The organism is Promicromonospora noduliphila (assembly GCF_056951025.1).
In genome coordinates this window covers 4,804,485-4,826,555 of the sequence record NZ_CM167806.1, presented here as the reverse complement: position 1 = coordinate 4,826,555, position 22,071 = coordinate 4,804,485, and the positions used below count along the sequence as shown (strand labels likewise).

14 protein-coding genes are annotated in these 22,071 nt (G+C 71.5%); 13 read left to right on the top strand and 1 reads right to left on the bottom strand.

Annotation, left to right across the window (positions count from 1 at the left end; genetic code table 11):
- Positions 1–59 precede the first annotated feature (59 nt).
- Entirely contained in the window at positions 60–1,568 is a 1,509-nt protein-coding gene (locus AC0QU1_RS21165) for a sensor histidine kinase (RefSeq protein WP_483616307.1), read from the bottom strand.
- Between the two features lie 250 nt (positions 1,569–1,818).
- On the opposite strand from AC0QU1_RS21165, the gene pstC reads away from it, so the two are divergent.
- The 13 genes from pstC (at position 1,819) to AC0QU1_RS21100 (ending at position 21,824) form a co-directional block, all read left to right on the top strand.
- The gene (gene pstC / locus AC0QU1_RS21160; protein ID WP_483572216.1) at positions 1,819–2,970 is read left to right on the top strand and encodes a phosphate ABC transporter permease subunit PstC; all 1,152 of its coding nucleotides are present in this window, start codon (positions 1,819–1,821) and stop codon (positions 2,968–2,970) included.
- Positions 2,971–2,977: 7 nt separating this feature from the next.
- Positions 2,978–4,264: a phosphate ABC transporter permease PstA gene (pstA, locus tag AC0QU1_RS21155; protein ID WP_483572215.1), complete on the top strand. Its 1,287-nt coding sequence runs from the start codon at positions 2,978–2,980 to the stop codon at positions 4,262–4,264.
- A complete protein-coding gene (locus AC0QU1_RS21150; RefSeq protein ID WP_483572214.1) occupies positions 4,261–6,135 on the top strand; it encodes a phosphate ABC transporter substrate-binding protein PstS in 1,875 nt (624 codons plus the stop codon). The genes pstA and AC0QU1_RS21150 overlap by 4 nt, the downstream gene beginning before the upstream one ends.
- Positions 6,136–6,418: 283 nt before the next feature.
- Complete coding sequence (locus AC0QU1_RS21145) at positions 6,419–9,283, top strand: hypothetical protein (RefSeq protein WP_483572213.1); 2,865 nt, start codon at positions 6,419–6,421, stop codon at positions 9,281–9,283.
- A gap of 184 nt (positions 9,284–9,467) precedes the next feature.
- A complete protein-coding gene (locus AC0QU1_RS21140; protein WP_483572212.1) occupies positions 9,468–10,703 on the top strand; it encodes a substrate-binding domain-containing protein in 1,236 nt (411 codons plus the stop codon).
- A gap of 168 nt (positions 10,704–10,871) precedes the next feature.
- Entirely contained in the window at positions 10,872–12,209 is a 1,338-nt protein-coding gene (locus AC0QU1_RS21135; RefSeq protein WP_483572210.1) for an Ig-like domain-containing protein, read from the top strand.
- A 154-nt stretch (positions 12,210–12,363) separates the two neighbouring features.
- Positions 12,364–13,542 carry a hypothetical protein gene (locus AC0QU1_RS21130; RefSeq protein ID WP_483572209.1) on the top strand — a complete coding sequence of 393 codons (1,179 nt, stop codon included), beginning with the start codon at positions 12,364–12,366 and terminating at the stop codon, positions 13,540–13,542.
- Positions 13,543–13,698: 156 nt separating this feature from the next.
- Positions 13,699–14,562 (top strand): Ig-like domain-containing protein, encoded by an 864-nt coding sequence (locus AC0QU1_RS21125; RefSeq protein WP_483572207.1) that lies wholly within the window; start codon positions 13,699–13,701, stop codon positions 14,560–14,562.
- A gap of 502 nt (positions 14,563–15,064) precedes the next feature.
- Positions 15,065–16,456, top strand: coding sequence for a COG1361 family protein (locus AC0QU1_RS21120; RefSeq protein ID WP_483572205.1), 1,392 nt, complete (start codon positions 15,065–15,067; stop codon positions 16,454–16,456).
- Positions 16,453–17,325, top strand: coding sequence for a hypothetical protein (locus AC0QU1_RS21115; RefSeq protein ID WP_483572204.1), 873 nt, complete (start codon positions 16,453–16,455; stop codon positions 17,323–17,325). The genes AC0QU1_RS21120 and AC0QU1_RS21115 overlap by 4 nt, the downstream gene beginning before the upstream one ends.
- Positions 17,325–18,350 carry a sortase gene (locus AC0QU1_RS21110; protein WP_483616305.1) on the top strand — a complete coding sequence of 342 codons (1,026 nt, stop codon included), beginning with the start codon at positions 17,325–17,327 and terminating at the stop codon, positions 18,348–18,350. The genes AC0QU1_RS21115 and AC0QU1_RS21110 overlap by 1 nt, the downstream gene beginning before the upstream one ends.
- Before the next feature lie 236 nt (positions 18,351–18,586).
- Entirely contained in the window at positions 18,587–19,360 is a 774-nt protein-coding gene (gene pstB / locus AC0QU1_RS21105; protein ID WP_483576763.1) for a phosphate ABC transporter ATP-binding protein PstB, read from the top strand.
- A 16-nt stretch (positions 19,361–19,376) separates the two neighbouring features.
- A complete protein-coding gene (locus AC0QU1_RS21100; protein WP_483572201.1) occupies positions 19,377–21,824 on the top strand; it encodes a protein kinase domain-containing protein in 2,448 nt (815 codons plus the stop codon).
- Positions 21,825–22,071 lie beyond the last annotated feature (247 nt).

Genomic DNA, 22,071 nt, shown 5'->3' with positions numbered 1-22,071 from the left:
TGCATAGCCCTTGCAGCGTGCATGGCGGCCCCGGCAGCGTGCGTGGCCTGGCAGCGTGCTCAGCCGTCGCCGGTGTCGGCGCGGTGCGGCGGGTGAGGCAGCAGGGCCTGCACGGCCCACCCTCCGCTGCGCCGAGGTCCGGTACGCAGGCTTCCGCCGACGGCGGCGAGCCGGTCGCGCATCCCCTCGATCCCGTAGCCGAGACTCAGGCTATGCGCTGCGACAGGGGCACCACCATGATTTGCCGCGCCCAGCGCGGGTGAAGTCTCGTTCTCGATGCGGAGCAGCAGGCTGGAGCCGTCGTCCGCGAGGTTCACCGAGATCGCGGTGCCGGGCGCGTGCTTGCGCGCGTTGCTCAGCGCCTCCTGGACCACGCGGTAGGCGGTGTGACTGCGCAGCGGGCCGAGCCGCTGGTCGATCTCCGCGAGGCCGGGATCGTGCTCGAGGGTCACCGGCACGTCGGTCGCGTGCTGGTGCTCTGCGGCCAGGTCGGCGATCTGGGCCACCGTGTGCTGGCCGGCCGCCTGCCCGGGCTGGTGCGCCTCGGCCAGCGTGCGGTCGTCCTGCCGCATCCGCGAGACCATGCGCTCGAAGCCCTGGTAGAGCTTCTCGCCCTCGTCGCGGATCTGCGCGATGAGGCGGGGGTTGACAGCGCTGCCGGCCGCCGCGCTCGCGTCGGCCGCCGTGCTGAGCGTGAGGATCGCGGCGAGGTGGGCCGACGACGTGTCGTGCAGCTCCTGGGCGACAGTGCGCCGGGTGGCGGCGACGGCGTCGGCGGTGCGGTGCGCCTCCCGGCCGGCGATCTCGTGGGCCAGGGCGGCGATGCGCTCGGCGCGGTCGCGGAGCTGCGCGTACCAGGCGCCCAGCAGCGCGGGGACGGCGACGACGCCGACCGCGTTGAGCCCGCACACCACCATCACCGCGGGGGTCTGCCATCCGGGCGTTCCGGGCGTCGGGTAGAGCGCCTCGTCGGCGAGCAGCACCCCGGCCGTCGCCACGACGAGCGCCGAGACGAACGCGCCGCGCCACCGTCCGGAACGTTCGGCGGCGTAGCTGAACACCGCCAGCAGCGTGCCCGGCTGCAGCAGGAGCGGGTCGGCCCCGCCGATCAGCAGCGCACCGAACCACAGCACCAGGGACGCGACGAGCGTGCCGAGCGCCTGGCGCTGGAGCCAGTGCAGCCAGAGCGCCTGGAAGGCGATGAGCAGCACGACGGTGGCGACGCGCCAGTCCTCGCTCTGCGCGGTGTGCACGGCACCGGTCTGCTCCAGCAGCACGAGCGCCCCGAGATAGGCGGCGATGTTGGTGAGAAAGGTGACGGCGACGACGTCGCGCCCGACCAGCCGGGTCAGGCGGAGCGTGAGGGCGGGGCGGTCCGCTCTCCGCTGGCGGTGCGCGTCCCCTCCCTTCGGGTGGTTCCTGGCCCCTCCTTTCGGGTGGTCCTTGCGCGGCCCGCCGTCCTGCCCGGAGGCGCGGACGGCGCGGCGCACCGCCGTCGGAGGCGCGGAAAACCGCGGATTCTCGCCGATGCCGGGGTGCACCTCCGACGTCGTCCACCTCGCGTCCATCTCGACCTCGCCGTTCGTCAACCTGATCGCCGCTTACGCGTTGTTTGCCCCTCGGGTTGGCCCCTGACGATGATGCCACCGTCCGAACCGGCGCTGGGTCGGGCGCGGTCTCCGGCCGGGCCCGACGCCGTATCCGAAGGCGCCGGGCACTCTTCGATGGCGCCGGGCGCCGAGTCCGCGGCCCCGGGCGTCACATCAGCGGCACCATCCCGCGGCCGCAGGACCGCGATCCGGTCAGGAGGACCTCACGATGAGCCCCGACCCCGACGACCCCGCGCGCGAGCGGCGGGAGAGCCCGCACGCGGAAGGCCCGCAACCAGGGAGCCCGCACGGCATCCCGCGGGACGCCGCGGTCGCCGAGCTGGAGCGGCAGCGCACCGAGCTGCGCGAGCTCGGCCTGGAGACCTCCCCGGCGCCGCGCGACGCCCGGGTGGACCCGACGCGGCCGCTGGTGAGCCGCCGCGGCTGGCAGGACAACGTCTTCCGCGCGGCGGCGCACTCCGGCGGCACGCTCGTGCTGCTGATCATGACGCTCGTCGGCGTGTTCCTGCTGTGGCGCGGCTCGCAGGCGATCGACGTCGCCGGCTGGGACTTCATCACCGAGCAGAACTGGGAGCCCAACTCGGGCCGGTTCGGCATCGCCGCTGTGCTGTTCGGCACCATCGTGATCGGGCTCATCGCCATCTCGGTGGCCGTGCCGCTGGCGCTGATGACCGCCACGTACATCACGGAGTACGCGCCGGACGGCGTCAAGCGCTTCCTGATCGGCGTCGTCGACCTGATGGCCGCCATCCCCAGCGTGGTGTACGGGCTGTGGGGGTGGCAGTGGCTGGAGCCGTCGATCCTGCCGGTGGCCCAGTGGCTCAGCACGTACTTCGGCTGGATCCCGATCTTCGCGGTCCCCGCGTTCGACCCCAGCGACCCGCTCGCGACGCCGACGGTGTTCACGGCGTCGGCGTTCCTGGCCGGGCTGGTGGTCTCCATGATGGTGGCCCCCATCTCGGCCTCCATCATGCGCGAGGTGTTCGACCAGGCGCCGGTGGGGGAGCGCGAGGGGGCGCTGGCCCTCGGCGCGAGCAAGTGGGGCGTGATCCGCAACGTGGTCTACCCGTTCGGGACCGGCGGCATCATCGGCGGCACCATGCTCGGGCTGGGCCGGGCGCTCGGCGAGACCATCGCCGTCTACCTGGTCATCAGCCCGCTGTTCGTCATCAACTGGCAGGTGCTGAGCACCGGCACCAACTCGATCAGCTCGCTCATCGCCCTCAAGCACGGCGAGGCGAACGACTTCGAGCTGTCCGCCCTCATGGCCGCAGGGCTGGTGCTGTTCCTCATGACCATGCTCGTCAACTTCGTGGCCGGATTCGTCATCCAGCGCTCCCGCTCGGGCGCTGCGAGCTGAGGACATCATGACTGCAACAGAGACCGCCCGCGCCCCGCGTCGTGCCGACCGGCCGGGCAAGTACACCCGCACCCACCTCCCGGGGCGCGACGGCCGCCTCACCCCGGACCGGCCGGAGACGCAGCGCAACCTCGCGGGCCTGCGCCGCGAGGACGTGCTGCGCGTGGTCGGCGCCGCCGCGGCGGGCATCGCGACGACGGCCTGGCTGTTCACCCAGGTGGCGCCCTTCCAGGGCGCCCTGCCGTTCGTGCTGATCGCCTACCTGCTGTTCCTCGGCTTCTTCGTGATCCTGATCAGCTTCGACGACGACCGCATCACCATCAAGGACCGCGTGGCCGGCGTGATCATCCACTCGGGTGCGGTCGTGCTGCTGCTGGCCCTGGTGGTGGTCGTCGTCTTCGCGGTGGTCCGGGGCGCCGACGCCTTCCTCCGGCCGAACTTCTGGACGCAGGACCTCTCCCTGGCCGGCCCGCTCGACCCGCTGACGCTGGGCGGCATGGCGCACGCCGCCGTCGGCACGCTGTTCATGATCACCATCGCGCTGGCCATCTCGATCCCGCTCGGGCTGCTGTGCGCGGTCTGCCTCGCGGAGTTCCCCAGCCCGTTCACCCGGATCGTGCGCACGGTGACCGAGGCCATGACGGCCCTGCCCTCGATCGTCTGCGGCCTGTTCATCCTGGCCACGTACGTGCTCATGTTCGGTGGGCCCAAGTCCGGCTTCGCCGCGGCGCTGGCGATCACCATCATGATCCTGCCGATCATCATCCGGTCCGCCGACGTCGTGCTCCGCCTGGTCCCGGCCACGCTCAAGGAGGCGTCGTTCGCGATGGGCGCCAGCCACTGGTCCACGATCTGGCACGTGGTGCTGCCCACCAGCCGGTCCGGCCTCACGACGGCGATCGTGCTCGGCACCGCGCGCGGCATCGGCGAGACCAGCCCCGTGCTGCTCACCGCCGGGTACACCACCTACTTCAACTGGAACCCGTTCGAGGGACCGATGGTCTCGCTGCCGTTCGCCACGTTCACGCTGGTGAAGAGCCCGGAGCCGACGCAGATCGCCCGCGCCTTCGGCGCTGCGGCCGTGCTGATGGTGATGGTGTTCGTGCTGTTCCTGATCGCGCGCCTGATCGGCGGCAAGGGCGCGGGCCAGCTCAGCGTGGGCGGCGCCCGGCGCGCCCGTCGCGTCTCGGCCCGGGTGGCGGCGCGGTTCCGCCGCACCGCCACCGCTGCTGCTACCGCCGTCGACGAACGACGAACGACCGACACACCACCAGCCGAGGAGGCCGGACGATGACCGCCGCCCTGCGGGCCCGTGCCGTGGCAGCCCTTGTCGGTCTGCTCCTCGTGACCGGGAGCGCGTTCGTCCCGACCGGCGCCGTGCAGGCCGACGCCGCGACCGGTGTGCCCGCCGCCGTCGGCCGGGTGCACGCCCCGATCGTGGGCTCCGGGTCCACGTGGTCCGCGAACGCGCTGCAGCAGTGGATCCGCAACGTGTGGTCCAACTACCAGTGGAAGATCACCTACACCGAGTCGGGCTCCACGCAGGGCCGTAACGACTTCGCGAACGGCACCGCCGACTTCGGCGTCAGCGAGATCCCCTACGCCATCAGCAACTCCAACGAGCAGGACACGCGGCCCGCCCGCGACTTCGCCTACATGCCCATCGTGGCCGGTGGTACGGCGTTCATGTACAACCTGCAGATCGGCGGCCAGCGGGTCACCAACCTGCGGCTGTCCGGCAACACGATCGCCAAGATCTTCACGGGCGAGATCACCCGCTGGGACCACCCCCAGATCAAGCAGGACAACCCGCTGCTGGCGCTGCCGGGCATCCCGATCGTGCCGGTCGTGCGGTCCGACGGGTCGGGCGCCACGGCGCAGTTCTCCATCTGGATGCGCCAGGAGCAGACCCGGATCTGGGACGACTACTGCGACAGGGTGGGCCGGCCGAGCGTCGGCGGGCACTGCGGCGTCACGTCCAACTACCCGGTGGTGCCGGGCTCGGGGTTCGTCTCCCGCGCCGGGTCGAACGGCGTGGCGGGCTACGTGGCGCAGTCCCACGCGGTGGGGGCCATCACGTTCGTGGAGTACTCCTACGCGCTGAACGCGGGGTTCCCGGTGGCCAAGATGCTCAACGCCTCCGGCTACTACACGGAGCCGACGGCGGCGAACGTCGCCGTCGCGCTGCTGCGGGCCAAGATCAACGAGAACCGGAGCTCGCCCGACTACCTCACGCAGAACCTCGAGGACGTCTACACGTTCTCCGACCGGCGCGTGTACCCGCTGTCGAGCTACTCGTACATCATCCTGCCGACGTCGCAGGAGGCCAGCTTCACGCTGGACAAGGGCCTGACCCTCGCCGACTTCGGCGCCTACTTCCTGTGCGAGGGCCAGCAGCAGGCCGACGTGCTGGGCTACTCGCCCCTGCCGATCAACCTGGTCCGCGCGGGCCAGCAGCAGATCCAGAAGATCCCGGGCGGCGACCCGGTGATCAAGGGCATCAACGACTGCAACAACCCGACGTTCTCGCCCGACGGCACCAACCGCCTGGCCAACGAGGCGCCCTACCCGCCCGCCTGCGACCGGCAGGGCCCCACGCAGTGCACCACGGGCACGGGCGGGTCCAAGGACACCCCGACCGCGCCGTCGGGCGACGGCGGCGGTGACGGCGGTTCGGACGGCGACGGTTCCGGCGATGGCGGCTCGGGCGGTGGTGGTTCCGGCGATGACGGCGGTTCGGACGGCGACGGTTCCGGCGGTGGTGGAACGGGTGGTGGCGGTTCGGACGGCGGTGGTTCGGACGGCGACGGTGGTGGCGGTTCGGACGGCGGCGGCTCGGGCGGCGGTGGTTCCGACGGCGGCGGCGACGCCGACGTGGTGGACGACGAGGGCGAGGTCACGCTCGTGGCCGCGACCCCGCAGTCGCTGCCCGCTGCCGACACCGGGCTCGTCCCGCGGCTCGTCATGATCGCGCTGGGGCTCGTGATGGTCCTCGCGGCGGTACTGCCGCCGATGATCGGCAAACGGGCGCGGAGGGCGCTGCCGGTGCCTGCTGGGGCTGGGCCTGCGGGGGCCTCGCCTGGCGGGGCCGGGCCTGGGTCTACGCCTGGGTCTACGCCGGCCAGGAGCGGGGCGCGCGGGTCCGCGGGAGGTGCCGCGTCGTGATAATCGCGCACATTTCCTCGCCTTTTCTCCACGTGCGGGACGGGGCCTCCAAGAATGGTCGGGTGAATATGACACCGGGCTATTCGATGAAGGGTGAAATTCATTCCGCATCGTGGAGGTCGTACCGTTTCGCGGCCCGGCGCGACCCCCTCCGCAGGGAGGGGTCTAGCCCCCTCCTTTCGGGTGGTGTCCTGCGGGGACGCTCCGATGGCGCGGTGTGTCGGGAGCGCGGGGCTGCGGGAGAAAAAGCAGGTCGTACCGCCGTTCCCGGCGGCCGCGAAACGTGTCGTTTACCTTCCGTCCGCCACGGGGTCGTCATTCCTCAATTGGCCGTCCACTGTTTCGATGGTTGCCAATCTCGACGGCCCACGGCAATGATTTCCCCGTCCGGACCGGCACCTGCCGGGGGCGTAGCGCACGAGTCGAACGGAGGACACCGATGAAGCTCCGCAGCCGCACCATCAGCGTCCTCGGCGCCGTCGTCTCACTGGCCTCGGCCGCCGGCCTCGTCGCGCTCTACGCGCCGTCGGACGCGGAGGCCGCCTCCGGTGGCGACACGGGCGACTCGGCCGTGACGGTGAAGTGGGCCGGGGGCAACGGGGACCTGCAGCAGTACCAGCCGGACCGCTCGGGGATGGTCGACAACGCCGACGGGTCGGGGCACTGGAACGATTTCAAGGACCTTGAGGTCACGGTGTCCCAGACCGAGGGGCTGATCGACCAGGTGGTCACGGTGACGGCATCCGGGATGGCTGCGAGCGTCCGGCCGACCAACAACACCTTTCAGAACTTCCTCCAGGTCTTCCAGTGCTGGGGTGCCGACCCGAATGCGGTGGACTTCGCGGAGACGTGCCAGTTCGGTTCGTACAGCTGGGCCGAAGTGGGTGGCAGGGAGACCGCGCTGCAGGGCCAGTTGAACGACACTGCGGCGCTCGCCCGCGGCACCAACGATTCGAACGCGCTCAGGTTCCGGGCGGTGACTGGACAGGTGAGCGAGCCCGTCGAGGTGACTGCTCCGGGTGAGGCGGGCACTGTTCTCCGTAACCGAGGTTTGGGGCCCTTCTTCACGGCCTCGTCGTCCAACGAGCTTCCGCTGGTGCCCTTGGACGGCAACGGTGCACGGACGGGGTTCGTGGTGCAGTCGGCGGCGGCGCAGCCGTACCTGGGGTGCGGGGACCCGAAGGCGGCGGGCCAGCGGTGCTGGCTCGTGGTGGTGCCGCGCGGCACTCACTCAGGAACCCTCGAAGGCGGGGCGACGGCGTGCGGCTCTGAGGTGGCAGGCAACAACGAGTTCGGTGACGTGTCGTTCTCTCAGTTCGGATCCCCCATCGGGACGGACTGCAGCTTCTGGGCCAACCGGATGGTCGTCCCGCTGGACTTCCAGAACCCGTTCTTGACCTGCCCGCCGGGCTCGACCGAGCGCAGGGTGGTGGGCAGCGAACTGGTGGCCCATGCCGTGAGCTCCTGGCAGCCGGTGTTGTGCGCGGGCGATGACGGTGTGACGTTCAGCCTGAACACGAACTCGGGCAACCTGGCCCGGAGCCAGCTCGTGACCGGGCAGGCGGACCTGGCCGCCGTAAGCCTCCCGCTCACGCCGGAGACGATTGGTACCGCCAACCCCGAACTGCTCGACGAGGCGGACATCGGGTACGCACCGCTGGCGAACTCCGCGCTGACGATCAGCTTCTACGCCGCCGAGCGGGACGGCACCATCGCGCGCGAGATGCGCCTCACGCCGCGGCTGATCGCCAAGATGCTCACCCAGTCCTACAAGCGTGACGTCCCACAGCCCCAGTCCGGCAATCCCCCGGTCAGCCCGTCGCTGGATGTACTCCGGCTCGACCAGGTGGTTCAGGACGAGGAGTGGGCGGCGCTGGGCAACCCGACCAACCTGCGCGCCTATGCGCCGATGGTTGTGTCAGGCCCGCAGGGGGACGATGCGATCCAGCTGTTGTGGGAGTACGTCCAGGCGGACGCGGACGCCCGGGCGTTCCTGCGCGGGAAGCCCGACCCGTGGGGCAATGTCGTCAACCCCTACTACCTGCCGTCGGGACACGCGGGTGCCGCTGGCGGCGGGTACCGGGTGGACCTGTCGTCCGAGCCGATCGATACCTTCCCGAAGGCGGATCAGACGGTGTACCCGGACGAGGCGAACGACAACCCGGACCTGTACCAGGGCAAGAAGTTCGGCTCGGAGTCCTATGTCCCGTACTCCACCACCCTGGACGCCAATGCCAGCCGGATCGCACGCCGGGACCAGCAGCGGATCCTGAGTTTTGATACCAGCTGGTTCTCGGGCCAGAACTTTGGCCGGTGGGCACCGAGCACTCCGATCCATCCGGGGGGAGAGGGCATGATCCTCGGGCCGGCGCTGGCCCCGTCGGCCGAGCTGTATCGCCTGGACACCGCCACCCTGGCTGCGCCGTTGGACGAGACCACGACGGCCGAGACCGTTGCCTCGGCACGCGATTTCGTCGAGTACGACGAGGCCACCGTCTCCCGAGCTGTGGCGGATGCCGTTGTCGATAACGACGGGCTGACCAACTTCGACGTCACGTCCCTCCCGGACGGGGCATACCCGCTGACTACGACGGTGCACGCGGCCGTCAACCTCAGCCAGGGGCGGCTGGACGGCCAGGCCCGTGCTGACTACGCCGGGCTGCTGGAGTACGCCGCGACGGACGGCAACGTCGTGACGGGCGAGCGCGGCGGCCTCCCCGAGGGGTACGTGCCGCTGACCGACGAGCAGCAGCAGGCCGCACTGGACCTGGCCGGGCGCCTGCTCGCCCCATCCGGGTCCGACCCTGATCCGGACGAGAACGGCTCGGACGGCGACGGTGCTGGCGCGGGCGAGAACGGCACGTCCGGGGACTCTGCTGGCCCGGGAGACGAGGGCCCGGGTGACGACACCGGTGCGACCGTGCCGGTGCCGGTGGACGGCGACGACCCGGCAGCCGATGGTCCGCCGTCAGACCCGGGAGCCGACGGCGGCTCCGGTGGACCCACGACGACGCAGGATGAGGCTGCGGCGACCGAAGAAACGGCTCCGCTGGCGGCGTCGGTCGCGCTGGGCGGCACGCTCATCGCGGGCCTGGCCGGCATGGTCGGTGCTCCATTCCTCATGCGACGACGCGACCTGACCGGCTGATCCCAGGCGCAGGAAGCTCACCAGCGAGCACAACTCCACACAGGTTTCCCGTACGGGCACCACCCCCGCCCGCACGTGGAAGGCCCCTCACCCGGGGCGCAATACCAGGGTGAGGGGCCGTGTCCGCAAGGACACAGGGTCATACGCGACCTTTGGGGGGACACCCTAGATGGAAAGGCAAGCCATGTCCAAGCACCACCTGCGCGGGGGCCGCGGCCTCCTCGCCGGCGCGGCGACTGTTGCGCTTCTCCTGGGCGGGGCGTTCGGCGCCTCGGCCGAGCCCATCAACCCCGCCACCGGCCAGATCGACCTGGGCCGGACGATCGACGGCACGGGTTCCGACACGACGCAGGACGTCCTCAACGGCCTCGCCGCTGTGACGCTCAACGCGGACGACGAGCTCTTCCTGGGCTCGTGGAACGCGACGGGCAGCTCGTGCTCGATCCAGACCCGGACCGGTGGTACGACCATCCCGCGCCCCAACGGGTCCAGTGAGGGTCGCAACGCGCTGGTTGCCGCGGTTAACGGCACCACGCTGACCAACCCGTGCGGCACGTCGAGTGCCCCGCTGTCGCGTGCGGACCTGCAGTTCGCGCGGTCGTCGAGCGGTGTCGCGCCGAGCACGTCCGGCGTGTTCTCGTACGTTCCGATGGCGGTGGACGCGGTCACGTACGCCGTGCACGAGGACAACACCTCGGTCCCGCGCAACCTGACGCTGGCCGACCTCACCACGATCTACCAGGCGGACGCGAACACCACGGTCAACCTGAGCGTGGGTTCGTTCACGGTGGGCCGTGAGGGTAGCGGCGCGCAGATCGTGCCGTTCATCCCGCAGGCCGGCTCCGGCACGCGGTCGTTCTGGGTCAGCACGATCGTCGGGAACGAGGCCAACCTCGGTACCGCCGTGGCCGACTCGTTCACCGACAACGCGACCGGTCAGACGCGGATTGCACAGGAGCACGACGGTTCTGTTCTGGCCGACGTGCCGAACTCGATCGCGGCGTTCTCGATCGCGCAGTATGTGGCGCAGACCCGCGTCGCGACCTCGCCGACGCACTACAGCTCCGTCTACGGGTTCAATGTGCCCGACCGCCGGCACGGTGCAGAGCTGGCCCAGATCGGCAGCGTCCCGCCGCTGGTCAACGGTGGCCTCAACACCGCCTTCCCGGTGAAGCGTGCAGTGAACAACATTGTGGAGCACGACGCCGTCGCCACGAACGCTGACCTTCGTCACGCGTTCTACAACGACCTGAGCACCCCCGCGGTGGAGGGCGCCATCTACACCGCGGTCCGTCCCGGGACCTCCACGCTCGTCATCGAGGACTTCGGCTTCGGCTCCCTCGGTACCAACGGCGTGACGATCAACGGCAACCTCTACCGGGCCGGCGACATCGAGAACTACCGCATCAACCTCAACTGAGTCCTCCGCTGAGGGCATAGCCCTCGGTTGAGGCTCGGCCGGGGTGCGTCCGCTCGTCGGGCGCACCCCGGTTCCGGCGGCCGGTCTTGAGATCGCCGTTCCCCCCAGATCGCCGGCCACCATGTGAAACCGCCGCCGGCCGCCTACCCCAGAGAGGAAAGACCAGCCATGAGAACCCGACCGAGGGGCGCCCGCGCCGCGCTGGCCGCGCTGCTCGCCCTGGCGATGACCGGCATCGCCGGGCTAAGCGCCCAGGCGTTCGTTGTGCCAACCCTTCCCGAGACGCTGAACCCCGCAAACCGGATCGGGGACCTGAGCATCGTCGAGCCTGCGACCAGGACCCTCCGGAACGCGGGGGACCCGGCCGAGGTGAACACCACGATCGGCTGTCCCGAAGGCTTCCGCGCGTCGTCGCGCACGTTCCTGGTCTGGACGGACGGTACGCGCGTTCCCGGATTCGCAGCGACGACCCGCACGACCGAGGGCGCCGGATGGGGTCTCGACGGCCAGCCGATCCACCTGACGTCGGTCTACGCGTCTGCCTGGTCCAACCTGACGGATTCCGCCATGCTCCGGACGGGATCTGCGACGTTCGTCGTCACATGCGATCCAGGTGGGCCAAGCGACCCGGACATCAACGACAGCACGCAGCCGATCGGGGACGCCAAGTACTTCACACTGCCGAACCTGCTGGAGATCGACGTCGCGAACAACACCTGGCGCGTCGTCCCGGGGGATCCGGGAGAGAAGGTGGACACCACCACCACGCTGACCCCGACTGCCAACAACGACGGTTCGGTCACCCTGACTGCTGCGGTGAACCCGTCGGCCGCGACCGGTGATGTCACCTTCACGAACGTTGGCACCGATGCCGCGGTCGGGACCGATGCCCTCGAAGGAGGCGTCGCGTCCGTGACGGTCGGCGACCTTCAAGCGGGAATGCAGTACACGTTCCGGGCGGAGTATGCGGGCGACACGCGACACAACCCGTCCACGTCGAACAACGCGGTGGTCGACACCGTTGCCGAGCCGACGCCGCCGCAGCAGGAGGACACCGAGGTCACGGTGACCATCCCAGCGTCCGACGAGGCAGACCTGCAGCTCACCGTGACGTCCGGCAGCGCGTCGCTCGGCGAGGCGACCCTGAACGGCTCGCAGTTCGAGGCGAGCGGCTCTCTCGGCGAGGTCCGGGTGACCGACAACCGCGAGCCTCGGAACGGGTGGTCGCTCAGCGGCCAGGCGGGCAACTTTGTCAAGTCCGGCGCGGCCGGGACGACCTTCTCCGCGGCGGCCCTGGGCTGGACGCCCAGGCTTGTCTCGGGTCCTGGCGTGGCCGGCAGTGTGGTGCAGCCGGGTGCGGGTCTCTCGACGCAGCGGACGCTGGCATCGCTCCAGGCGGGCGCGACCGCCGCGGAGACCCGCGTCAACGCCGACCTGATGCTGCGTGTGCCGCAGGACACCCCTGAGGGCGCCTACTCGGCGACCCTCACGCTCACCCTCATCTGACGTTCCGACACGACCCGGGGCGGCTTCGACAGGAGCCGCCCCGGGTCCCACAGGTTCCTGTGCGGGTGGTGCCCCTCCGCCTGCGCTCCGAGTGGAAAGGCATGCGATGTCTATGCACCACCTGCGCGGAGGCCGTGCCCTTCTCCTCGGCACCGTGACCGCTGCGCTGCTCCTGGGCGGGGCGTTCGGCGCCTCGGCTGACCCGATCGACCCTTCCACCGGCCAGCCCGACATCACCCGGACGATCAACGGAACGGGTTCCGCAACGACGCAGGACGTCATGAACGGCCTCGCGGCCGCGATGACCAACGTGGACGAGGAGCTCTTCCTGGGCTCGTGGGACGCGACCGGGCCGTGCTCGATCCGGACCCGACCGGGCGGCCCGACCATCCCACGACCCAACGGGTCCAGCCAGGGCGTCGCGGCGCTGCGTGCCGCCATCAACGGCATCACTCTGACCAACCCGTGCGGCACTTCGAGCGGCCCGCTGTCGCGTGCTGACCTGCAGTTCGCGCGGTCATCGATCGACGTCGACCCCAGCACGTCCGGCGTGCTGTCGTACGTCCCGTTCGCGGTGGACGCCGTCACGTACTCGGTGCACGAGGACAACACCTGGGTCCCGCGCAACCTGACGCTGGCCGATCTCACCGAGATCTACTCGGCTGACAACGGCGCTCTGGTCACGCTCAGCGTGGGTACCTTCACGGTGGGTCGTGAGGGCAGTGGCGCGCAGATCGTGCCGTTCGTCCCGCGGGTCGGCTCCGACACCCGGTCGTACTGGATCGACAAGATCGTCGGCGATGAAGCCAACTTCGGCACGGCGGTGGCCGACACGTTTACCGATAACGGCACCGGTCAGCAGCGGATCGTGCAGGAGCACAATGGTGCCGTTCTGGCGGACGTGCCGAATGCGGTCGTGCCGTTCTCGATCGCGCAGTACTTGGCGCAGACCCGCGTCGCGGCGTCGCCGACGCATTACAGCTCCGCTTACGGGGTGCAGGTGTTCGACCGCCGGAACGGTGCGGAGCTGGCCCAGATCAACGGCGTCCAGCCGATGGCCGGCGGTCGCCTCAACAGGGCTTTCCCGCTCGTGCTGCCGGTGTTCAACGTGGTGGAGCACGCTGCCCTTGACACCAACGCCGACCTGCGCCACGCGTTCTTCAACAACCCGAGTACTCCCGCGGTGGAGGGTGCCATCTACAACGCCGTCCGCCTCCCCGATGGCCCGCTCATCATCGAGGACTTCGGCTTCGGCTCTCTCGGCACCAGCGGCGTGGCGATCGACGGCTACCTCTACCAGGCCGGTGACACCGAGAACTACCGCACCAACTGAGTCCCAGGGACTCACCACAGATTCCTGTGCGGGTGCCGTCCCCCGCCCGCACGTGGAGGCCCCTCACCCGGGGCGTCATCCAGGGTGAGGGGCCGTGCCCACGGGCACAGGTCGCTCGTGACCTATGGGGTGAATTCTACGACAAAGGCAGGATTCATGTCTCACACCACTCTCCGCCGGGTGGCCGCGGGCTTCGCGGCTGCGCTGACCATGGCGCTCGGGGCTGCGCTGGCCGCCCCGGCCGCGCAGGCCGTGAACCCGGTGCTCGACCCGGACAACCGCCTGGGTGGCATCACCCTCGACAAGGCCTCCGGCGAGATCTCCAGCACGGACGGCCCGCAGTCCCTGACGACGCAGATCGGGTGCCCCGAGGGCTACCGTGGCTCGTCGCGGCCGCTGTTCATCTGGCCCGACGGCACTTGGCCGGTGGCCAACTCCGCCTTCGACCCGGGCTTCCCGGCGTTCGTGCTGCTGGAGGGCTCCACCATCGAGGGCTCTGGCCTCGACGGTGCACCCATCAACCGCACGGGCGCAGCCGCCTCCCGCTGGGGCGGCTTCGGCTTCCCGGCCGACCGCTTCGACGGCCACAGCGGCGTCGCGACCTACGTGATCACCTGCGACCCGGGCGACGTGCCGGGCACCACCTTCCCGCCCGCCGGTGACGGCGTGGGGGCCTCGAAGTACTTCTCCGTGGACCTCCGCCTGACCTGGGACGACGCCACCAACACGGGCACCTGGGAGCACGTCAAGGAGGTCACGACCACCACGCTGACCGCCACGGAGCACTGGACTTCGGCCACGCTGACCGCCAAGGTCGGCCCGGCCTCCGCGACCGGCACGGTGACGTTCAAGAACGTCGCGACGGGCAAGATCGTCGGCACCGCCACGGTGGCCAACGGTGTCGCCTCGGTCAAGGTGACCGACCTGAAGCCGTGGAAGACCTACACCTTCCGCGCGCAGTACTCGGGTGACGCCCTGCACGACGGGTCGATCTCGAACCGGGTCCGCGTGAACTGCTGATGATCTGATCGTCGGCTGATCCTCACGGGGTGGCCCCGGCTCGCAGCCAGCGGGCCGGGGCCGTCTCATGCCATCGAGCTTCTCGAGTTCGGTCGCTTGCCTCGAGATCGGTCGGTTGATTGACCGATCTCGAGGCAAGCGACCGAACTCGAAACCCACGTGGCGGCCCCTCCGTTCGGGCGGGCTATCACCCCATCCTTTCGGGTGGTCCTCTGGGCGCTGGGCGGCCTGCTGGCCGCCGTCGGATACCGGGCGCTGCTTACCTCGAGGGAGTAAAACCCCAGGTCAAGGAGCATTTCTTGCATCAGCTGGCAACCAGTCCATGTGGTGTCCACCTGGACTTCGCCGAGCGGCAACGTGCTCTCCGTCTCCGCGATGGTTGCCCCACGGGATGGCCCGTAACGATGATTCCACTGTCCGGACCGGCGCCGTCGAGATCGGCGGTGTCGGCATGCATCCTGCGGTTCGGCACGGGCCGCGACCGGGTCTGGAGAACCTCACGATGATCGCCCGAAGGACCCTTGCGGTCGGCGTCCTTGCCGCCGGGGTGCTCGCCACCCTGCACGGCCTGGTCGCCACCGCGCAGGCCGAGTTCGCGCGCGCCGCTGCAGCCCCGGCACAGGCCAGCTCCACGCGCGCCGCCGTCGTCCCCACGGCCGCAGCCGACGACCGCGAGGTGACCTGGAGCGTCCAGCCCTCCAGCCCCGAAGGCCCCGACGGGCGCACCGAGCTCACCTACGACGTGCGCCCCGGCAGCACCATCAGCGACTGGGTGTCGGTGTCGAACTACTCGGACCGCCCGGCGTCCTTCCGCGTCTACGGCTCCGACGCGACCACCGACTACGACACCGGCGCATTCACCCTGATCGGCGCCGACCAGGCGTCCACCGACCTGGGCGCGTGGACGTCCGTGGACTCCGGCGCCGCCGTCTGCCCCGACACGAACGACGACGCCGAGGCCGCCTGCGCGGCCGAGCTTGGTGTGGTCGTGGAGCTCGAGCCCGGCGCCCGCGCCGACATCCCGTTCACCATCACCGTGCCGCACGACGCCACGCCCGGCGACCACGCCGCAGGCATCGTGGCCTCATTCCGCTCGGCAACCGGCGGCGACGGCTCGGCCGTGCAGGTGGAGCAGCGGGTCGGCACCCGCATCTACCTGCGGGTCGACGGCGAGCTGCAGCCCGCGCTCGACGTCACCGGCGTCGTGGCCGGGTTCGACGGCGTCGCCAACCCCTTCGGGGCCGGCACGGCGACCCTCGGGTTCGACCTGACCAACACCGGCAACACCCGGATCTCCGGCCGGCCGGAGGTGCGGGTCACCGGGCCGTTCGGCATCGGCCTCGGCTCGGTCGACGTCGAACCGGTGGAGAACCTGGTGCCCGGCGGCACGGCGCACGTCGCGGCGGAGGTGCCCGGCGTGGCGCCCGCGCTGCTCCTGTTCGCCGACCTCACCGTCACGCCCGCCGCCGCAGAGAACCCCGGCGGGGGTTCGGACGACGACGCGCTGCCGGCGCCCGTGACGGCGTCGGCGCAGGCGTGGGCCGTGCCGTGGCCGCTGGCGGGGATCGTGCTGGTGCTGGCGGGCGGGATCTGGGCCGTCGTGGCGTGGCGCCGCCGGTCCCAGCGGCTGCTGGGCGAGGAGCTCGCCGCGTACACCGAGCAGGTCCGGGCGGCGGCCATGGCCGAAGCGCAGTCGGCGGCGCCCGCCTCCGCCGGGGCAGGGCACCGGCCAGGTCCGGTTCCGGACGGCGACCGGTCCGGCTCCAGCCGGGTCGGCACCGACCCAACCGGTACCGACCGGACCGGCACCGACGCGACCGGCACCGACGCGACCGGCACCGACCCGACCGGCACCGACCCGACCCCCGACCACGAGAGCGAGGCTCTGCGATGAGACTCCGACCGCTCCGGCTCGCCGGCGTCGTCCTGGCCGCTGCCGCGCTGCTGCTCGGCCCGGCGGGTGCCGGGTACGCCGACGAGTCCGAGGACACCGGGATCAGCGTGACCATCCCCGACGTCGGCCCGACGGACGACCCCACCGACGATCCGACGGACGACCCCACCGACGACCCGACACCGAACGACCCGGGGAACGGGCCGGGCAAGGGTGGTGGTGGCGGCGACCCGGGTGACGGCGGGGGAGACCCGGGCGACGGCGGAGGCACCGGCGGCACCGGAGGCGACGACGGCACGGGCGGCGGCACCGGGCCGGGGGACGACACCCCCGACGACCCGGCGGACGAGCCCACCGACGAGCCGAGCGCGCCCGGCGACGACACCCCAGATCCCGAGGAGTGCGTGCCCACCGAGCCGGCGGTCCCGGAGGAGCCGGCCGCGGACGGCGACGCCGTCGAGCTCGACGAGACCGTCCGCCTGGCGGGCGAGAAGATCGTCGCGACCGGCGAGGAGTTCGGCGACGGCGAGAAGGTGCAGGTCGTGCTGTTCACCCAGCCGCAGGTGGTCAAGACGGTCCGCGCGGACGGGGAGGGCGCCGTCGAGGCGGTCCTCACGGTCCCCGAGAAGGCATCGTCGGGCCCGCACACGCTGCAGCTCACGGGCTGGTGCGGCCAGATCGCCGTCGCCGAGATCCTCGTGGCCACGCCGGGTTCTGAGGAGACCGGCCTGAGCATTCCGGCGTGGGCCTGGTGGACCGGCGGCGGCGTCGGCCTCGCGGGCCTGGGCGTGGGCGGCTGGTACGTGGTGCGCCTCATGCGGGCGCCGGGTGCGGGCCTTCCGGTCGCCGACGCGGGGGTGACGGCCTGATGAGCAACCCGGTGACGAACACGACCGCGAAGGACGAGAAGGACCTGCCGGACAACCCGAGCCCGGCCGAGCCGGAGAACCCCTACGGGGTGCGGAACACCCCCGGCTCCCTGCGCCGGCGGGCCCGGCTCGCGGCGGCAGCGGCCGCCGTCCGCGCCACGCCCCGGCAGCGGGTCCCGCGCGACGGGCGGTGGTGGGCCGGCGCCGCGATCATGACGGTGTCGATGCTGCTGATCGCGTTCGTGGCGCACGCGGCGCTGTTCTCGACGGCGCAGCACAACCGCGCGCAGGTGCTGGCCTACGACGAACTGCGGACCTCGCTCGCCAAGGCCGAGACGCCCGTAGGCCAGCTCGACCTGAACCAGGAGCTGGTGGAGCCGGGCACGCCCGTGGCGCTGCTGGAGATCCCGGCGCTGGGCATCTCTGAGGTCGTGGCGGAGAGCTCGACCTCGCGCGTGCTCCGCTCGGGGCCGGGACACCGGCGCGACAGTGTGATGCCGGGCCAGGCCGGAACCTCGGTGATCCTGGGCCGCCAGCTCACCTACGGCGGCCCGTTCGGCAGCCTGGACCGGCTCACGCCCGGCGACGAGATCCGCGTGACCACGGGTCAGGGCGAGCACACCTTCCAGGTGTTCGGCCTGCGCCGCGCAGGCGACCCGCTCCCGGAGCCGCTCGCCGACGGCGAAGGGCGCCTGGAGCTGATGACCGCCGACGGGCTGCAGCTCTTCCCGTCGGGCGTGCTGCACGTGGACGCCCAGCTCGTCTCCGAGGTGCAGCAGACGCCGACCAAGGTGCTCGCCGAGCCGGCGCTCCCGGAGGAGGAGCGCGCGATGGCCGGCGACGACGGTGCCTGGTTCACCGCCTTCTTCGTGCTCGTCTTCTTCCTGGCCGCCGGCGTCGCGCTGTGGTGGCTGTGGACGTCGTGGGGCCGCTGGCACGCCTGGCTCATCGGCGTGCCCGTGCTGCTCACCCTTGGCGTGACCTGCGCAGACATCGTCATGGACGCGCTGCCGAACTTGCTGTGAGAGGACTCTGACATGACCGAGGACCTGACATGACCGAGGACAAGACCGCAGGGACCGTGACCGACACGGCGCCCGCCGACGTCGGACAGACCGCCGCGATGCCGGCCGCCCGGCCCGTCGTCCCGCCGCTGGCCCCGCCCGGGGGCTCGTCGGGGGCCTCGCCTGTGACTCCCGACCAGGGCGCCGACTGGCCCACATCGCCGGGTGCGGTCAACGGACCGCCGTCGGGCCAGGGCCTGTCGGTGCTGGAGGCGCGGAACGTGTCCGCGTGGTTCGGCTCGCACAAGGTGCTGGAGCGCGTGTCGCTGACCATGCCGGCGGGTCAGGTGACGGCGCTGATCGGGCCGTCGGGCTGCGGCAAGTCGACGTTCCTGCGCATCCTCAACCGGATGCACGAGCTGGTCCCCATCGCCGCCCTGGCCGGCGAGGTGCGGCTCGACGGCGAGGACATCTACGACCGCCGCAAGAAGATCCAGGACGCGCGCAAGGACATCGGCATGGTGTTCCAGAAGCCGAACCCGTTCCCGGCGATGTCGATCTACGACAACGTCGTGGCCGGCCTCAAGCTCACCGGCGTGCGCGCGTCGCGGGACGAGAAGGACGAGCTCGTCGAGCGGTCGCTCACCTCGGCCGGCCTCTGGAAGGAGGTCAAGGACCGGCTCGCGCAGCCGGGCGGCGGCCTCTCGGGCGGGCAGCAGCAGCGGCTCTGCATCGCGCGGTCGCTGGCGGTGCGGCCCAAGGTGCTGCTGATGGACGAGCCGTGCTCCGCGCTGGACCCGACCTCCACGCGGGTCATCGAGGAGACCATGGTGGAGCTGCAGAAGGAGGTGACGATCGTGATCGTCACCCACAACATGCAGCAGGCCCAGCGGGTGTCGCAGCAGTGCGCGTTCTTTCTCGCGTCGCAGGGCACGCCCGGCGCGATCGTGGAGCACGGCGACACCGAGGCCATGTTCTCCGAGCCCCAGGACGAGCGCACGTACGACTACGTGAACGGCCGGTTCGGGTGAGGGCGCGCATCACGCGATGAGCGAGAGCGGGGGGACGACGCCGGAGCCCGGCGAGGACGTGCCCGGCGGTGCGGTGCCTCAGGACGGCGCGCCGGAGGGGGTGTCGGACGCAGGGCCGGACGACGTGTCGGACGCGGCGCCGGATCCGGTATCGCGCGCGGCGCTGGGCCCGGCGTCGGACCCGGTGTCGGACGACGTCGCGAGCGACGGGTCGGTGTTTGGCGGGCGGTACCTGCTGGGGGACCTGCTCGGTGTGGGCGGGACGGCCTCCGTCTTCGCGGCCGAGGACCTGGGCGAGACTGTTGGCGATGGGCCTCATGAGGACTCCGGCGATGCATCCAAGGGACGCGCGGAGTATGGCGGTGCGTCCGAGGGACGTGCGGAGTCCGGCGATGCGTCCGAGGGACGTGCGGACTCCGGCGGTGAGTCCGAGAGCCATGCGGAGTCCGGCGAGGTGCCCGATGGGCCTGCTGAGCACGGTGAGGCGCCCGATGGATCTGTTGAGCCGGGCGAGGTTGAGCAGCCCGCCGAGTCCGCCCATCCGGTCGCGCTCAAGATCCTGCACCCGCACCTGAGCGCCGACGCCGCGTCCCGGGATGCCTTTCTGGCCGAGGCGCGGGCCGCGCAGGAGCTGCGGCACCCGAACATCGCGTCGGTCCGCGCCTCCGGCGTGCAGGAGGCGGCCGGGGTCGTGCTCGCGTGGATCGCGCTCGACCTCGTCGACGGCGGCAGCGTGGGCGAGCGGGTCGACGCGTCCGGACCGCTGCCCCCTGCCGAGGCCGCCGCGGTGCTCGACGGCGTGCTGGCGGCGCTCACCGTTGCGCACAGGGTGCGACTGGTGCACCGCGACGTGTCGCCCGCCAACGTGCTGCTGCACGGTGTGGGACCTGACGAGCCGCTGCACGCCGAGCACGTGCGCCTCGTCGACTTCGGCCTCGCGGACGCCGCGGGCCGCACCGCCGTCGGCCGCGATGTGCTGCGTGCCGGAGCGGAGGTGCTGCGTACCGGGCCTGGGCCCGACGGCTCGGCCGTGACCGTAGTGCTCGGCGCGGCCGAGGGCGGCACCGTCGGCCGGACGGTGACGGCCGGCTCGGCTGGCGGGGGCGCTGTCGGGCAGACGGTGACAGCCGGCTCGGCCGGCGGGGCCAGAAACGGGGCTGGAAACCGGGCCGGGACGGGCGCCGGAACCGGGCACACGGGTGCCGCGCGGACCGTGGTGGGCAACCCGCAGTTCATGTCGCCCGAGCAGGCGCAGGGTCGGCCGGTGCGGGTCGCTGGCGATCTCTACCAGGCGGGTGCGCTGCTGTACTACCTGCTCACCGGCAGCCCGCCCTATCCGCGGGACACCGACGCCCAGGTTCTGGACGCGCACGTGACCGCTCCGCCGCCCGTGCCGTCGGCGCTGGTCCCGCGCGCTCGCCCGTTCGACCGGATCGTCACTAGGGCCATGAACAAGACGCCCGTACGGCGGTTCCGCGACGCCGAGGAGATGCGGGCCGCGATCATCGAGGCGGCCGCTCGACTCGGGCCGACGGCGGGTCGGCTTTCGGCGCGTGGGGCTTCGGTGGGCGGGGCTTTGGCGGGCGGCGTATCGGTGGGCGGGGCTTTGGCGGGCGGTGAAGCCCAGGCCGGGGACGGCGGGACCGGGGGTGCGACGGGCGCAGGAGCCGGGAGCGGCACCAGCGTCGGACAGCGCCGCACCGGCGACCTCGAATACCTCGCGCCGGCCGAGCCCGAGTCCTTACCCGACCCGCCACGGCGCAGCGGCGTGATCGGCGTCGTGGTGATCGGCCTGTTCGTGGCCGGGCTGGCGGCCTGGGCCGCCGTCGCCGCGCCGGGCCTGCCTCAAGCCGGGACGACGCCGTCCCCGAGCGCGAGCGTCTCGGCCTCGCCCGCGCCGACGGCGTCGCCCACGGCCGACCCGTCGCCGTCGTCCACCGCATCGACCGAACCCTCGCCGACGGCATCACCGAGCCAGACCGCCCCGACGTCGTCGCCCAGCCCGTCGCCGTCCGCCACGCCGACGACGACGGAAGCGCCGCCGCGGGCGGAACGGATACGGGTGCCGCTGCTGACCGGGACGCTGGCCGAGGCGCAGGCGGCGCTCGGTGAGGTCGGCCTGGTGATGGGTGAGGTCACGCACCGGGACTCGCCGGAGCCCGCCGGGACGGTGCTCGGCCAGCGGCCGGTCGGCGGTCGGAGCGTGCTGTCGGGAACCGAGGTGGACGTCGTGGTGGCGAGCGGCCGCAACGCGGTGCCGCGGGTCGCGGGGATGACGGTCGGCGCGGCGGTGGCGGAGCTTGAGTCGGCGGGCTTCGAGGTGGTCATGGAGGATCCGAACGCGCCGCCCACCATCCCGGCCTCCGGCACGACGCCGTCCGCGGGAACCGTGCTGCGACTGGGCGTCAGCGTGACGCTGCTGGTCGGCGAGCCCAACCCGGAGCCGTCGAGCTCACCGACCTGACTCGTCGTCCTGAAGTCCGACTCGGCGTAGTACGTGGGATGAGTCAGGAATCCGAGCGGGGCGCGTGGGAGCCGGAGCCGGACGTGTCGGGGCGACTTGCCTCGCGGGCCTGTGTTGCTGTGCGTAGACGCTGTCTACTGTCCGCAACACAGCTCCGCGAGGCAGTTCTTCCGCCGTGAGTCACTCAACTGATGGTCCAAGCGATCGGGCCCCACGTGCCCGCCTACCGATCAGGCTCAACAGATCA